The organism is Paracoccus sp. AK26 (assembly GCF_011801365.1).
Taxonomy (GTDB): Bacteria; Pseudomonadota; Alphaproteobacteria; order Rhodobacterales; family Rhodobacteraceae; genus Paracoccus; species Paracoccus aerius.
Window position 1 is genome coordinate 106,338 of the sequence record NZ_CP041041.1, and the last position, 13,878, is coordinate 120,215.

Annotated in this window: 12 protein-coding genes and 1 riboswitch; of the genes, 9 read left to right on the forward strand and 3 right to left on the reverse strand. The window is 67.6% G+C overall.

Going from position 1 to position 13,878, the window contains the following annotated elements; translation table 11 throughout:
• Positions 1-23: 23 nt before the first annotated feature.
• The 3 genes from rbfA to truB all read left to right on the forward strand — a co-directional run bounded on the left by rbfA (position 24) and on the right by truB (position 2,147).
• Complete coding sequence (gene rbfA, locus FIU66_RS00470) at positions 24-443, forward strand: 30S ribosome-binding factor RbfA (RefSeq protein WP_167620864.1); 420 nt, start codon at positions 24-26, stop codon at positions 441-443.
• Positions 433-1,188: a phosphodiester glycosidase family protein gene (locus FIU66_RS00475; RefSeq protein ID WP_167620865.1), complete on the forward strand. Its 756-nt coding sequence runs from the start codon at positions 433-435 to the stop codon at positions 1,186-1,188. The genes rbfA and FIU66_RS00475 overlap by 11 nt, the downstream gene beginning before the upstream one ends.
• Before the next feature lie 65 nt (positions 1,189-1,253).
• Positions 1,254-2,147: a tRNA pseudouridine(55) synthase TruB gene (gene truB / locus FIU66_RS00480; RefSeq protein ID WP_167620866.1), complete on the forward strand. Its 894-nt coding sequence runs from the start codon at positions 1,254-1,256 to the stop codon at positions 2,145-2,147.
• Here the strand turns inward: truB and thiQ are convergent.
• The 3 genes from thiQ to FIU66_RS00495 are packed head-to-tail and all read right to left on the reverse strand — an operon-like array spanning position 2,144 to position 5,332.
• Positions 2,144-2,836: a thiamine ABC transporter ATP-binding protein gene (gene thiQ, locus FIU66_RS00485; RefSeq protein WP_167623332.1), complete on the reverse strand. Its 693-nt coding sequence runs from the start codon at positions 2,834-2,836 to the stop codon at positions 2,144-2,146. The two genes, truB and thiQ, sit on opposite strands and share 4 nt — an antisense overlap.
• Positions 2,829-4,376, reverse strand: a complete 1,548-nt coding sequence (locus FIU66_RS00490; RefSeq protein ID WP_167620867.1) for a thiamine/thiamine pyrophosphate ABC transporter permease ThiP — start codon at positions 4,374-4,376, stop codon at positions 2,829-2,831. The genes thiQ and FIU66_RS00490 overlap by 8 nt, the downstream gene beginning before the upstream one ends.
• On the reverse strand, positions 4,352-5,332 hold the full coding sequence (locus tag FIU66_RS00495; protein WP_167620868.1) for a thiamine ABC transporter substrate binding subunit: 981 nt from the start codon (positions 5,330-5,332) through the stop codon (positions 4,352-4,354). The genes FIU66_RS00490 and FIU66_RS00495 overlap by 25 nt, the downstream gene beginning before the upstream one ends.
• 31 nt (positions 5,333-5,363) lie before the next feature.
• Positions 5,364-5,460, reverse strand: a riboswitch (TPP riboswitch).
• A gap of 59 nt (positions 5,461-5,519) precedes the next feature.
• On the opposite strand from FIU66_RS00495, the gene mutS reads away from it, so the two are divergent.
• The 6 genes from mutS to pstB all read left to right on the forward strand — a co-directional run bounded on the left by mutS (position 5,520) and on the right by pstB (position 13,872).
• Positions 5,520-8,156, forward strand: a complete 2,637-nt coding sequence (gene mutS / locus FIU66_RS00500; protein ID WP_167623333.1) for a DNA mismatch repair protein MutS — start codon at positions 5,520-5,522, stop codon at positions 8,154-8,156.
• The gene (aroC, locus tag FIU66_RS00505; RefSeq protein ID WP_167620869.1) at positions 8,153-9,268 is read left to right on the forward strand and encodes a chorismate synthase; all 1,116 of its coding nucleotides are present in this window, start codon (positions 8,153-8,155) and stop codon (positions 9,266-9,268) included. The genes mutS and aroC overlap by 4 nt, the downstream gene beginning before the upstream one ends.
• Positions 9,269-9,391: 123 nt before the next feature.
• Positions 9,392-10,420 carry a substrate-binding domain-containing protein gene (locus tag FIU66_RS00510; RefSeq protein WP_167620870.1) on the forward strand — a complete coding sequence of 343 codons (1,029 nt, stop codon included), beginning with the start codon at positions 9,392-9,394 and terminating at the stop codon, positions 10,418-10,420.
• Positions 10,421-10,487: 67 nt separating this feature from the next.
• On the forward strand, positions 10,488-11,693 hold the full coding sequence (gene pstC, locus FIU66_RS00515) for a phosphate ABC transporter permease subunit PstC (protein WP_167620871.1): 1,206 nt from the start codon (positions 10,488-10,490) through the stop codon (positions 11,691-11,693).
• Positions 11,690-13,051 (forward strand): phosphate ABC transporter permease PstA, encoded by a 1,362-nt coding sequence (gene pstA, locus FIU66_RS00520; RefSeq protein WP_167620872.1) that lies wholly within the window; start codon positions 11,690-11,692, stop codon positions 13,049-13,051. The genes pstC and pstA overlap by 4 nt, the downstream gene beginning before the upstream one ends.
• 20 nt (positions 13,052-13,071) lie before the next feature.
• Complete coding sequence (gene pstB, locus FIU66_RS00525) at positions 13,072-13,872, forward strand: phosphate ABC transporter ATP-binding protein PstB (protein WP_167620873.1); 801 nt, start codon at positions 13,072-13,074, stop codon at positions 13,870-13,872.
• Positions 13,873-13,878: the final 6 nt, after the last annotated feature.

Consider the following 13,878-nt stretch of genomic DNA (forward strand, 5'->3'; position numbering starts at 1 on the left):
CGCGACCCCCTACATCGGGACGCATGGCACAGAACCGTTTTTCCCATGGCTCCGGCCCCTCGCAGCGGCAGCTTCGCGTGGGCGAGCTGATCCGCCGCACCCTGTCCGACGTCCTGTTGCGCGCCGACGTGCATGACCCGGACCTGAACCGCCATTCGATCACCGTCGGCGAGGTCCGCACCTCGCCCGACCTGAAGGTGGCGACAGCCTATGTGCTTCCCTTGGGTGGCAACGACGCCGAGGAGGCCCTGGCCGCCCTGCGCCGCAATTCGGCCGAGCTGCGCCACCTGGTCGCCAAGGCGATGACGCTGAAATACGCGCCGCAACTGCGTTTCCAGCTGGACGAGACCTTTGACCGCCTGGACGACACCCGCCGCCTGTTCGCCGACGAACGCGTCCGCCGCGACGTGGAAGGCGTGGACGAGGACGGCGATGAGGATTGACCTGCGCCCCCTGGGCGTGGCGGTCGGAATGCTGTTCGCGATAACGATCCCGGCATCGGCCGATGGCTGCGGCCGCATGACCCAGGACGGACAGGGCTATGTCGTCTGCGAGGTCTCGGCCGCGCAGGAACCCGCGCTGCGCTTGTGGCAGGACGGTGCGGACGGCCAGCCGCTGCGCAATTTCGCCAATGTCCGCGCGACCCTGGGGCAGGGCGAGAGCCTGGCCTTCGCGATGAATGCGGGGATGTATCACGCCGATTACCGGCCCGTGGGGCTGCTGGTCATCGACGGGGTGGAGTTGCAACCCATTGTCACGGGGGCCAGCAACGACAATTTCGGGATGCTGCCGAACGGCGTCTTCTGCACGGGCGGGGCGCGGCCCTTCCAGGTCATCGAAAGCCGCGCCTTTGCCGAAGCCCGTCCCGATTGCCGCCTTGCCACGCAGTCCGGGCCGATGCTGGTCATCGACGGCGACCTGCATCCGCGCTTCCTGGTCGATTCCGACAGCCGCTATGTCAGGAACGGCGTCGGCGTCTCGCCCGATGGGCAGACGGCATGGTTCGCGATATCGGACCGCGCCGTCACCTTCCACGAGTTTGGCCGCCTGTTCCGCGACGGGCTTGGGGTTCGTGATGCGCTTTATTTCGACGGCTCGATCAGCCGGCTTTACGCACCGGGGGTGAACCGGGCAGATTTCGGGCGTTCGCTGGGGCCGATCATCGGACTGGTCGAAAGCGCTGGGTGATCTGGGCCGGTTGACCTTGCGCGGGCGGCTGGCTATGCCGCCGCCTTCGCTTTACGGGGGAACCGATGGCACGCAAGAAGGGCCGCGACATCAATGGCTGGCTGATCGTGGACAAGCCTGCGGGCGTGACCTCGACCGCGGTGGTGGCCAAGGTCCGCTGGGCGCTTGACGCGAAGAAGGCGGGCCATGCGGGCACGCTGGACCCCGACGCGACCGGCGTCCTGGCCGTCGCCTTGGGCGAGGCCACCAAGACTGTCGCCACCGTCACCGACGCGCTGAAATGCTATGACTTCACGGTCAACTGGGGCGCCGAGACCACGACCGACGACGCCTCGGGCGATGTGGTCCGGACCTCGGACCGCCGTCCCGATCGCGCCGCGATCGAAGCCGCGCTGCCCGCCTTCACCGGCAACATCATGCAGGTTCCCCCGGCCTTCTCCGCCGTCAAGGTCGATGGCGAACGCGCCTATGAGCTGGCGCGCGAGGGCGAGGACCTGGATCTAGCCGCGCGTCCCCTATGGGTGCAAAGTCTTGCCTTGCTGGATTGCGACAAAGACACCGCGCGGCTGGAGATGATCTGCGGCAAGGGCGGCTATGTCCGTTCCATCGCCCGCGACCTGGGCCGGGCGCTTGGCTGCCTGGGCCATGTGGCGCATCTGCGTCGCACCTGGTCGGGGCCGTTCGAGGCCGAGGGCGCCGTGCCCTTCGAAAGGATCGACCGCAGCGCGCAAGACTGGTTGGACAGCCAGCTTCTGCCGCTGGAGGTCGCGCTGGCCGACCTGCCCATGCTGCGCGCCACGCCGGAAGGCGCAGTGCGCATCCGCAACGGCAACCCTGGCCAGGTGACGGGCGCGGCGGAATGGGGCGATCTGGTCTGGGTCGCGGATGCCAAGGGTCCGGTCTGCATCGGCCGCTATCAGGGCGGGTTGGTGCAGCCGGAACGGGTCTTCAACCTCTAGCCCAGATAGGCGCGCAGCCCCGGCGGCGGGTTGTCCAGCAGCGGCCCGGTCGGCGCTGGCGGATGCGCCACGCCGTCATCCACGAGGATCGTCCACGGCGCGAAGCTGCGGGCGTCGTCGGGGTCATGCGTGACCATCAGCACCGTGGCATCGGTTCGGTCGGCGATGCGGGCCAGCAGGGCCAGCATCTCCCCCTTCAAGGCCGGGCCAAGCGCCGCGAAGGGTTCGTCCAGCAGCAGCACGGGCCGCGCGCGCAGCAGGACGCGCGCCAGGGCCACGCGGCCTTGCTGGCCGCCCGACAGATTGGCGGGGCGGCGGGAGCCCATGCCTTCCAGCCCGACCTCGGCCAGCACCTGCGCCACGCGGGCGCGCTGCGCCTCCGACAGGCGCAGGTCGGGACGCAGGCCAAGGCCCACGTTCTGCCCGACGGTCAGATGCGGGAACAGGTTCTGGTCCTGGAACAGCATCGACACCGGCCGCCGGCCCGGCGGAAGGGCGGTGATATCCTGTCCATTCACGCGGATGCGGCCATGGTCTGGCGCCAGAAACCCCCCGACCAGCGACAACAGCGTGGATTTCCCTGACCCGGACGGGCCGATCACCGCCACCCGCGCGCCTTTGGGGACCGTCAGGTCTGCGGACAAGGCAAAGCTGCCGCGCGTGACGTGGATGCCGTCGAACTCAAGCAAGGCGGCCCCCACGGTCGAAGATCCAGAACAGGCCAAAGCTGATCGCCATCAGCAGCACCGCGCAGGCCGAGGCATCGTCCATGCGATAAGAGTTCATCAGCTGGAACAGTTGCAAGGGCAGGGTCGGCCGGTCGCTTGCAAACAATGTGATCACGCCCAAGTCCCCCATCGCCAGGGCCGCCGCCAGCCCGCCCGCAAAGCCCAGCGGCCGGGCCAGCCGGGGCAGGATCAGATAGCGCAGTCGCGCCAGCCCGCGCAGATCCAGCGAATCGGCCAGCCGCCCGTAATCCCGATGCAGCGTCCGCGTGGCGGGAATCAGCGCCCGCAACCCGAAGGGCAGGGCCATCACCGCATTGATCGCCACCGTCACGGGCAGCGCAAGCGCCTGTGGCAGGAACCAGCCGCGCAGCAGGATGAACAGCCCCGTGCCCAGCACCAGGGGCGAGGCGATCAGCGGCAGCATCCCCGCCGTTTCCACCCATCGCATCCGCCCGCGCGCCAGCGCCAAGGCAAGGGTCAGCGACAAGGCCAGCGCCAGCAGGGCCGAGATCAGCGCCATGACCACCGACCGCCCGGCCGCCTGCCATACCTCGGGCGGCAGGTCGGGGATCTGCGGCAGCCCGCGTGCGATCACGGCAGTCATGGGCCAGATCAGGAAGCCCGCGGCCATTGTGATCACAGCCATGTCGCTGATCCGGTTCCATCCGCCGGGCGCGGCGGGCATGTGGTCCGTATCCAGCCCCGCGCCGAAACCCGCCGGAACCGCGATCCACCGCGCCAGGGCCATCGCCGCCACGCAGATGCCGATCTGCACCAGCCCCAGGCTAGCCGCCCGCCCCAAGTCGAAGTCGAAGCGGAAGGCCTGGTAGATTGCCAGTTCCACCGTGGTCGCGCGCGGCCCCCCGCCAAGGGCCAAGGCCACGGTGAAGCTGGTCAGGCAGACCAGGAACACCGCCAGCCAGACGCCGGGCAGCACCGCCCGCAGCATCGGCCGTTCCAGATGCCGCGCCACGTCGCGGGGGCCAAAGCCCAGCGACGCGGCCAGCCGGAAGCGTTCGGCGGGGATGGCCTGCCAGCCTTGCAGGATCAGCCGCACGGACAGGGGCAGGTTGAAGAACACATGCGCCAGGATCACGCCCTGCCAGCCATAGATCGAAACCTCGGGCAGGCCCGCTAGGCGCAGGGCCTCGTTGATCGCGCCGTTGCGGCCAAAGACCGCGACCAGCCCCATGATCGCCACGATCACCGGCAGGATGAAGGGCGCGCCCAGCAGCGTGACCAGGGCCGATCGCCCCGGAAAACGCCGCCGCGCCAGGGCGCGGGCGACCGGCACGGCCAGCAGCGCCGACAGCGTGGCCGACAATGCCGCCTGCCACAGCGTGAACCAGACCGCGCGCCAGTCCCAGGGACCAAGGCCCGCCAGGCCCTGCGCGGCCCAGGCGACCGCCGCCAGCGTCCCCAGGATCAGCGCCGCCAGCGCCGTTGCGGCAAGCGCGCCCCCGGCCTCGGCCCGGGTCAGCGCGAGAATGCCTGAAGCCATTCGTCAAGTGCCGGCTGGCGCAGGGCTTCTGCCTCGTCCTCGCTATAGAACAGGGTCTTTCCGGGGCGGGGCAGGTCGCGCATCACCTGGGGCCACTGGTCCTGGGGCAGCTTGGCGGGCAGCGACCAGTTGGCCAGCGGAATGGTCGCCTGAAACCCGGGTGTCAGGATCCAGTCCATGAAGGCTTGTGCCAGTTCCGGCTGGTCAGTGGTGCGGACTTGGGCCGCGACCTCGGCCATGAAGTAATGGCCTTCGGGGAAGATCGTGGCCTTCTTGGTCACGTCATCCTCGGCTGCGATGTGATAGGCGGGCGAGGTGGTATAGGACAGGACCATGTCGGCCTCTCCTTCCGTGAACATCCCGTAGGATTCGGACCAGCCCTTGGTCACGGTCAGCACCTTGGGGGCAAGCTTAGCCCAGGCGTCGGGTGCCTGGTCGCCATAGACCGACTTCACCCACAAGAGCAGCGCCAGGCCGCTGACCGAAGACCGCGGATCCTGGATCACGATCTTCAGGTCGTCGGGGGCCTCCAGCAGTTCGGCGAAACTGGCAGGCGGATTTTCCAGCCGGGTTTCGTCATAGACAAAGGCCGTCTCGCCCCAGTTATAGGGCAGGAAGATGTCGTCGGTCCATCCGATCGGCAGCGACAGGCCGGTCGTGTCCTGCCCGTGCGGCGCGAAAAGGCCAGATGCCCGGGCACGGGCGGTCACGTCGGTGTTCAGGCCGAAGACGATGTCGGCCTCGGTCCGTTCGCCCTCCATCAGGATGCGCGACAATTCGTCCCCTGTGACGAAGCGCAGGTCGCAGTTGCAGAAGGCCTCGAACCCTTCCTCGATCTTCGGGCCGGGGCCCCATTCGCTGGTGATGGATTCGCCCGCATAGACGGTCAGGACGGGCTTGTCCTGCGCCATGGCCGGGGCCGCCGCCAGCAGGGCAAGCATCAGGGGCAGTTTCATCGCTGTATCCTTTCCACAAGTGGTTCGAAAGAAAGGACAGCGTCACCTTCCCTCCGCCGGTGTTAGCCGGATCAGGTTCAACGGGTCCGCTTTCGCGTCTCAGCCGGATGGCCCCCCGAGGTGCCTTTGAATGTAGGGATTTCGCAGCAGCCCGCAAGCGGCTAGAAACGCCGCCATGACGAAGGACATGACCGACCAGCCCACGCCGATGATGGCGCAGTATCTGGCGATCCGGGACGCCAATCCCGGCGCCCTGCTGTTCTATCGCATGGGCGATTTCTACGAGATGTTCTTCGACGACGCCGTGGCCGCGGCCGCCGCCCTGGACATCGCGCTGACCAAGCGCGGCACCCATGGGGGCGAACCCATTCCGATGTGCGGCGTGCCGGTCCATGCGGCCGAAGGCTATCTGCTGACGCTGATCCGCAAGGGCTTTCGCGTGGCCATTGCCGAGCAGATGGAGGATCCGGCCGAGGCGAAGAAGCGCGGGTCGAAATCCGTGGTTGCCCGCGACGTGGTGCGGCTGGTGACGCCCGGCACCCTGACCGAGGAATCGCTGCTGGAGGCGCGGCGCCACAACTATCTGGCGGCCTTCGCCCAGGTGCGCGAGGATTGCGCGCTGGCCTGGGTGGATATCTCGACCGGCGTCTTCCAGGTGATGGATTGCGCCCATGCCCGGCTTGCCCCGGAACTGGCGCGCCTTGCGCCCCGCGAATTGCTGGCCTGCGACGGGTCGGGATTGGACGATCTGGCGGCGGATGCGGGGGCGGCGCTGACGGACCTGCACGCAAGCGCCTTCGACAGCGCGGCCGGCGCACGGCGGCTTTGCGCGCTTTACGGCGTGGAGACGCTGGATGGCTTCGGATCGTTCACCCGCGCCGAACTGGCGGCCATGGGCGCCATCGTCGATTACCTGGACCTGACGCAGAAGGGGAAGCTGCCCCTGCTGCGCCCGCCGGTGCGCGAACGGGCGGGCGGGGCGATGGGGATCGACTCGGCGACCCGACGCAACCTGGAACTGACCCAGGCCCTGTCGGGCGGGCGCGAAGGCTCGCTTCTGGCGGCCATCGACCGGACGGTGACGGCTGCGGGCGCGCGGCTGCTGGAACGGCGCATCAGCGCCCCGTCCCGCGACCTGGCGCTGATCCATGCGCGCCATGACGCGGTGGCGATGCTGGTCGATGATCCCCGCCTGACGGGCGATCTGCGAACGGCGCTGTCGCGCGTGCCTGACATGGACCGCGCCTTGTCCCGGTTGGCGCTGGACCGAGGCGGGCCGCGCGATCTGGCGGCGATCCGGGCGGGCCTGGCGCAGGGCGCGGCCATCGCGGCGCGGCTGCCCGTCGATGCCGCGCCGGTGCTGGCGGATGCCGCGCGCGACCTGACGGGGCATGATGACCTGATCCGGCTGCTGGACGATGCGCTGGTGGCCGAACCGCCGCTGCTGGCGCGTGACGGCGGCTTTGTTGCAAGCGGCTATGACGCCGACCTGGACCAGACCCGCCGGTTGCGCGACGAAGGCCGGGGCGTGATCGCCGGGATGCAGGCCGATTATGCGGCGCTTGCCGGGGTGCAAAGCCTGAAGATCAAGCACAACAACGTGCTGGGCTATTTCATCGAGACAACCGCCACCCATGCCGAACGCATGATGGCCCCGCCGCTGAACGCGACCTTTATCCACCGCCAGACCACCGCCAACCAGATCCGCTTCACCACGGTCGATCTGTCCGAGCTGGAAACGCGCATCCTCAACGCCCGCGACCGCGCGCTGGAGATCGAGCGCGGCATCTTCGACCGCCTGCGCGCCGCCGTGCTGGAACGGGCCGCAGTCATCGCTCAGGCCGCCCGCGCCTTGGCCGAGATCGACCTGGCCGCAGGCTTCGCCGACATCGCCACGGGCGAGGGCTGGACGCGTCCGCTGGTCGATGACAGCCGCGCCTTTGTCATTGAGGGCGGCCGCCACCCGGTCGTGGAACGCGCGCTGAAGCGCAAGGCGGAAAGCTTCGTCGCCAATGACTGCGCGCTGACCGAGGGCCAGACCCCGGCGATCTGGCTGCTGACCGGCCCGAACATGGCGGGCAAGTCCACCTTCCTGCGCCAGAACGCGCTGATCGCCGTGCTGGCCCAGGCGGGGGCCTTCGTGCCCGCCCGTCGCGCCCATATCGGCCTGGTCAGCCAGTTGTTCAGCCGCGTGGGCGCCGCCGACGACCTGGCGCGGGGCCGGTCCACCTTCATGGTGGAAATGGTGGAAACCGCCGCCATCCTGAATCAGGCCGACGACCGCGCCCTGGTGATCCTGGACGAGATCGGGCGCGGCACCGCAACCTGGGACGGGCTGTCCATCGCCTGGGCTGTAATGGAGCATCTGCACGAGATGAACCGCTGCCGCGCGCTGTTCGCCACCCATTACCACGAGATGACTGCCCTTTCCGCGAAATTGGACGGCGTGGAAAACGCCACCGTCACGGTGCGGGAATGGGAAGGCGAGGTGATCTTCCTCCACGAGGTCAGGAAGGGTGCCGCCGACCGCAGCTATGGCGTGCAGGTGGCGCGGCTGGCGGGGCTTCCGGCATCCGTCGTGGACCGCGCCCGCGCCGTGCTGGACGCGCTGGAATCGGGTGAACGCGAGGGCGCGGCCCGCCCCGCCGCCCTGATCGACGACCTGCCCCTGTTCCGCGCCGCGCCGCCCGCGCCTGTTGCGCCCAAGGCCAAGGAAAGCCCGCTTGAGGCGCGGATGAAGGACATCCATCCCGACGCCCTGTCCCCGCGCGAGGCGTTGGACCTGATCTATGAACTGAAAGCCCTGAGCAAGGAAACCGCATGAGCTTCAACACCTTCGGCCGCGTGTTCCGGTTCACCACATGGGGCGAAAGCCATGGTCCCGCCCTTGGCGCCACCGTCGATGGCGTGCCCCCCGGCGTGGCCATGGACGAAGCCTATATTCAGCAATTCCTGGACCGCCGCCGTCCCGGCACCTCGAAGCACACCACCCAACGACGTGAAGCCGACCAGGTCCGCATCCTGTCCGGCGTCTTCGAGGGCCGCACCACCGGCACGCCGATCCAGCTGATGATCGAGAACACCGACCAGCGGTCCAAGGATTACGGAGAGATCGCGCAGGCCTTCCGCCCCGGCCATGCCGATATCACCTATCACCTGAAATACGGCCATCGCGACTATCGCGGCGGCGGCAGGTCAAGCGCGCGCGAAACGGCGGCCCGGGTGGCGGCCGGGGGCGTGGCGCAGGCGGTGCTGCGCGACCTTCTGCCCGACCTGCGGATCACCGGATACATGGTGCAGATGGGAACGCTGCACCTGGATCGGGAGCGCTTCGACCCAACCGCCATCGACGACAACCCCTTCTTCCTGCCCGACGCGGCGGCCGTGGACCGGTGGTCCGACTACCTCGACACGATCCGCAAGGCGCAGGACAGCGTCGGCGCCGCCATCGAGGTTCTGGTCGAAGGCTGCCCGCCTGGCCTTGGCGCACCGGTCTATGCCAAGCTGGATACCGATCTTGCCGCCGCGATGATGTCGATCAACGCCGTGAAAGGCGTCGAGATCGGCGAAGGGATGGCGGCGGCCGCCCTGACCGGAACCGACAATGCCGACGAGATCCGCATGGGCCAGGACGGGCCGGTCTATCTGTCCAACCACGCGGGCGGCATCCTGGGCGGCATCAGCACCGGCCAGCCGATCGTGGTCCGCTTTGCGGTCAAGCCGACCAGTTCCATCACCACGCCGCGCCGCACCATCGACCGGCACGGGCAGGAAATCGACCTGATCACCAAGGGCCGCCACGACCCCTGCGTGGGGATTCGCGCAGTCCCCGTGGCCGAGGCGATGGCGGCCTGCGTCATCCTGGACCATCTGCTGATGGACCGGGCGCAGACCGGGGGCCAGCGGGGTCTGATCGGCGAATTGCCGCAAAACTGAACCCAAAACGTCACAAATCTACGGCGTGTCATAAAAGGGTCATGTTTCTTTCGCACAAGCGTCACCCGTGGCGCTTAGGTCACGCACAGCCCCCGACTGGGCGTGAAGTAACAGGAGAGATCCATGTCCACAGTGAAATTCACCGTCTCGGCCCTGGCCGTGATCGCCGCCTCGGCCAGTGCCGCTGCCGCCCGCGATCAGGTCCAGGTATCCGGTTCGTCCACCGTGCTGCCCTATTCCACCATCGTGGCCGAGGTCTTCGGCGAGAACATGGACTTCCCCGTTCCGGTCGTGGAATCCGGCGGCACCGGCAGCGGGCTGCAGAAGTTCTGCGAAGGCGTGGGCGAGAACACCATCGACATCGCCAATGCCAGCCGCCCCATGCGCGACGCGGAACGCGAGACCTGCAACGCCAACGGCGTGACCGACATCATGGAAGTCCGCATCGGCTATGACGGCATCGTGTTCGCCAACGCGTCCAGCGGCCCCGACTTCGCCTATACCCCCGCCGACTGGTTCAACGCCCTGTCCGCGAAGGTGGTCAAGGACGGCCAGGTCGTCGACAACACCGCCGCCAACTGGAACGAGGTGAACCCGGATCTGCCGGAGCAGGAAATCCTGGCCTTCATTCCCGGCACCAAGCACGGCACCCGCGAAGTCTTCGAGGAAAAGGTCATCCTGGCCGGCTGCGAGGAGTCGGGCGCCATGGAAGCCTTTGTCGCATCCGGCATGGACGAAGACGCGGCCGAGGAAGCCTGCATGACGCTGCGCACCGACGGCCGGGCCGTGGACATCGACGGCGATTATACCGAAACGCTGGCACGTATCGAAAGCTCGCCCAACGGGATCGGCGTCTTCGGTCTGTCCTTCTATGAAAACAACACCGACAAGCTGAAGGTCGGCACGATCTCGGGCGTCTCGCCCTCGACCGAAACGATCGCCTCGGGCGAATATCCGGTGTCGCGCCCGCTGTTCTTCTATGTGAAGAAGGCCCATATCGACGTGATCCCCGGCCTGAAGGAATTCGTCGAGTTCTTCGTGGCTGACGAGATCGCCGGCCCCGACGGCCCGCTGGCCGAATACGGCCTGGTGTCGGACCCGGAACTGGCCGCGACCCAGGAAGCCGTCGCCAACGAGACGGTGATGCAGTAACAGGCAGGCGGGCGGCAGGAAGAACCTGCCGCCTTCCGCTTTTCCCGTTCCTTGAAGGACCGCCCGAATGCCATTGTCATGGGCCATTTTTGCAAGTTTCCTGCTGGCGGCAGCCGGTTACATCATTGGCCGCAGCCGGGCCTTTGCCTCGGCCGGTCCTGATGTCCGCAAGCTGCACAGCCGCCCCACCTATCACGGCTACAGCGTCGCGCTGACCGCGTTGTTCCCGCCTCTGGCGGTGCTGGCTTTGGCGGGCCTGCTGCGCATGGCCGGTGTCCTGTCGGCCGAAGCCGGGCCGGTGGTGGGTCTTCTGGCCCTGGGGGCGGGGGTAGTCGGGCTGGGCCTGGGCGTCACCCGGATCGGGCAGCAGTTCCAGGCCCGCAACGCAGTCGAGCGGATGGTCCTGGGCCTTCTGATGCTGTGTTCGCTGATCGCCATCGTGACCACCGCCGGGATCGTGCTGTCCCTGGTCTTCGAGACGGGGCGCTTTTTCCAGGTCTATGACTGGCGGACCTTCTTCTTCGGCACCGAATGGACGCCCCGTTTCCAGGGCAATTCGCAACTGGGCATCGTGCCGCTGCTGTGGGGCACGCTTTACATCAGCTTCATCGCGCTGCTGGTCGCGGTGCCCATCGGGCTGTTCGCCGCCATCTACATGTCCGAATATGCCAGCGGCCGCGTGCGCAGCATCGTCAAGCCCGCGATCGAGATCCTGGCCGGGATCCCCACCATCGTCTATGGCCTGTTCGCCCTGATCACCGTCGGCCCGCTTCTGCGCGACTATTTCGCGCAACCGCTGGGGCTGGGCAATTCGGGGTCGTCCGTGCTGACGGCGGGGCTGGTCATGGGCATCATGCTGATCCCCTTTGTCAGTTCGCTGTCCGACGACATCATCAACGCGGTACCCCAGTCCTTGCGCGACGGTGCCCTGGGCCTGGGCTCGACACCTTCGGAAACCGTGCGCCAGGTGGTGCTGCCCGCGGCCCTGCCGGGGATCGTCGGCGCCGTCCTGCTGGCCGCCAGCCGCGCCATCGGCGAGACAATGATCGTGGTGCTGGGCGCGGGTGCCGCCGCGCAGATGAGCCTGAACCCGCTGGAGGCGATGACCACCATCACGGTCAAGATCGTCAGCCAGCTGACTGGCGACAGCGACTTCAACTCGCCCGAGACACTGGTGGCCTTTGCCCTGGGCCTGACGCTGTTCGTCATCACCTTGGCCCTGAACGTGGTCGCGCTCTACATCGTGCGCAAATATCGCGAGCAATACGAATGACCGATCTGCCGCTGTCCCAGCCCGCCGCCGCCATGCCCGGCCGCCGCACGGGATCCCTGCTGGCGCAGGACGACCGCACCCGCCGCCGCAATGCCGCCGAGGGCCGCTTCCGCCTTTATGGCGTGATCGCCATCGCGATTTCGATGATCGCCCTGGTGGTGCTGCTGGCGACGATCCTGACGGGCGGGGCTGGCGCTTTCCGCCAAACCTATCTGAACATTCCGGTGACGCTGGAGGCCGAGGTTCTGGATCCCGACGGCAACCGCGACCCGGCCGAGATGGCCAAGGTGCTGACCTTGGCCTATGGGCGCGTGCTGGACGCCGCAGTGGACGGGACGATCGCGCGCCACGGCATCCAGATCGAGGGCTTGTCCGAAGCCGACATCGACGGGCTGATCTCGAGGGAAGCCTCGGCCCAGGTGCGCGACCGGGTGCTGGCGAACCCCGAGCTGGTCGGCCAGACGGTCGAGTTCGACGTGCTGGTGGGCGGCCGGATCGACGGCTATTTCAAGGGCCGCGTGACGATGGACAGCGCGGAACGCGACAGCAACACCTCGCCCCAGCAGTTGATGCTGGCCCAGGAACTGGCCGATCGCGGGGAAATGGTCACCCGCTTCAACTGGAACTTCCTGACCAATGCGGATGCGTCCGACCAGCGGCCGGAAGCCGCGGGCGTGGGCGTGGCGATCCTCGGTTCGCTCTACATGATGCTGGTGGTGCTGGTCCTGTCCGTGCCCATCGGCGTCGCCGCCAGCATCTACCTGGAGGAATTCGCGCCCAAGAACCGCCTGACCGACATCATCGAGGTCAATATATCGAACCTCGCAGCGGTGCCGTCCATCGTCTTCGGCATCTTGGGACTGGCGGCCTTCATCAACTTCGCGGGCCTGCCCCAATCCGCGCCCATCGTGGGCGGGCTGGTGCTGACGCTGATGACGCTGCCCACCATCATCATCTCGACCCGCGCGGCGCTGAAGGCGGTGCCGCCGTCCATCCGCGACGCGGCCTTGGGCGTGGGGGCGTCGAAGATGCAGTCGGTCTTCCACCATGTCCTGCCCCTGGCCATGCCCGGCATCCTGACCGGCACGATCATCGGCCTGGCGCAGGCCCTGGGCGAAACCGCGCCCCTGCTACTGATCGGCATGGTGGCCTTCGTGCGCAACTTCCCCGACGGGCTGCCGGGCGGGCTGATGGACCCGGCCTCGGCCCTGCCGGTGCAGGTCTTCAACTGGACCCAGCGGTCCGACCCCGCCTTCATCGAGCGGGCCTCGGGCGCGATCATCGTTCTTCTGATCTTCCTCTTGTGCATGAACCTGCTGGCCATCTGGTTGCGCCGCAGGTTCGAGCGCCGGTGGTAATCGGCCGTAAGGAGGCCAATATGTATGACACGAACCGCCGTGTGGAGACTGCCGTGACCCCCGACGACATCAAGATCCAGGCCCGCAAGGTGCAGGTCTTCTATGGTGACAAGCACGCCCTGAAGGATGTGGACGTCGACATCCTGGACAAGACCGTGACGGCCTTCATCGGCCCGTCGGGCTGCGGCAAGTCCACCTTCCTGCGCTGCATCAACCGCATGAACGACACCATCCCGATCGCGCGGGTCGAGGGCCAGATCCTGCTGGACAACGAGGATGTCTATGACCGCCGCGTGGATCCGGTGCAGCTTCGCGCCAAGGTGGGCATGGTCTTCCAGAAGCCGAACCCGTTCCCGAAGTCGATCTACGACAACGTGGCCTACGGCCCGCGCATCCACGGCCTTGCCCGCAACCGGTCCGAACTGGACGGGATCGTCGAAAAGGCCCTGCGCGGCGCGGCCCTGTGGAACGAGGTCAAGGACCGCCTTCAGGAACCCGGCACCGGGCTGTCGGGGGGCCAGCAGCAGCGCCTGTGCATCGCCCGCGCCGTTGCCACCAGCCCCGAAGTCCTGCTGATGGACGAACCCTGTTCCGCGCTTGACCCCATCGCCACCGCCCAGGTCGAGGACCTGATCGAGGAGCTGCGCGAGCAGTTTTCCGTGGTGATCGTGACCCATTCGATGCAGCAGGCCGCGCGCGTCAGCCAGAAGACAGCCTTCTTCCACCTGGGCAACCTGGTCGAATACGGCGACACCGACGACATCTTCACCAGGCCGCGGGACAGCCGGACCGAAGCCTATATCTCGGGCCGGATCGGCTGACACAAG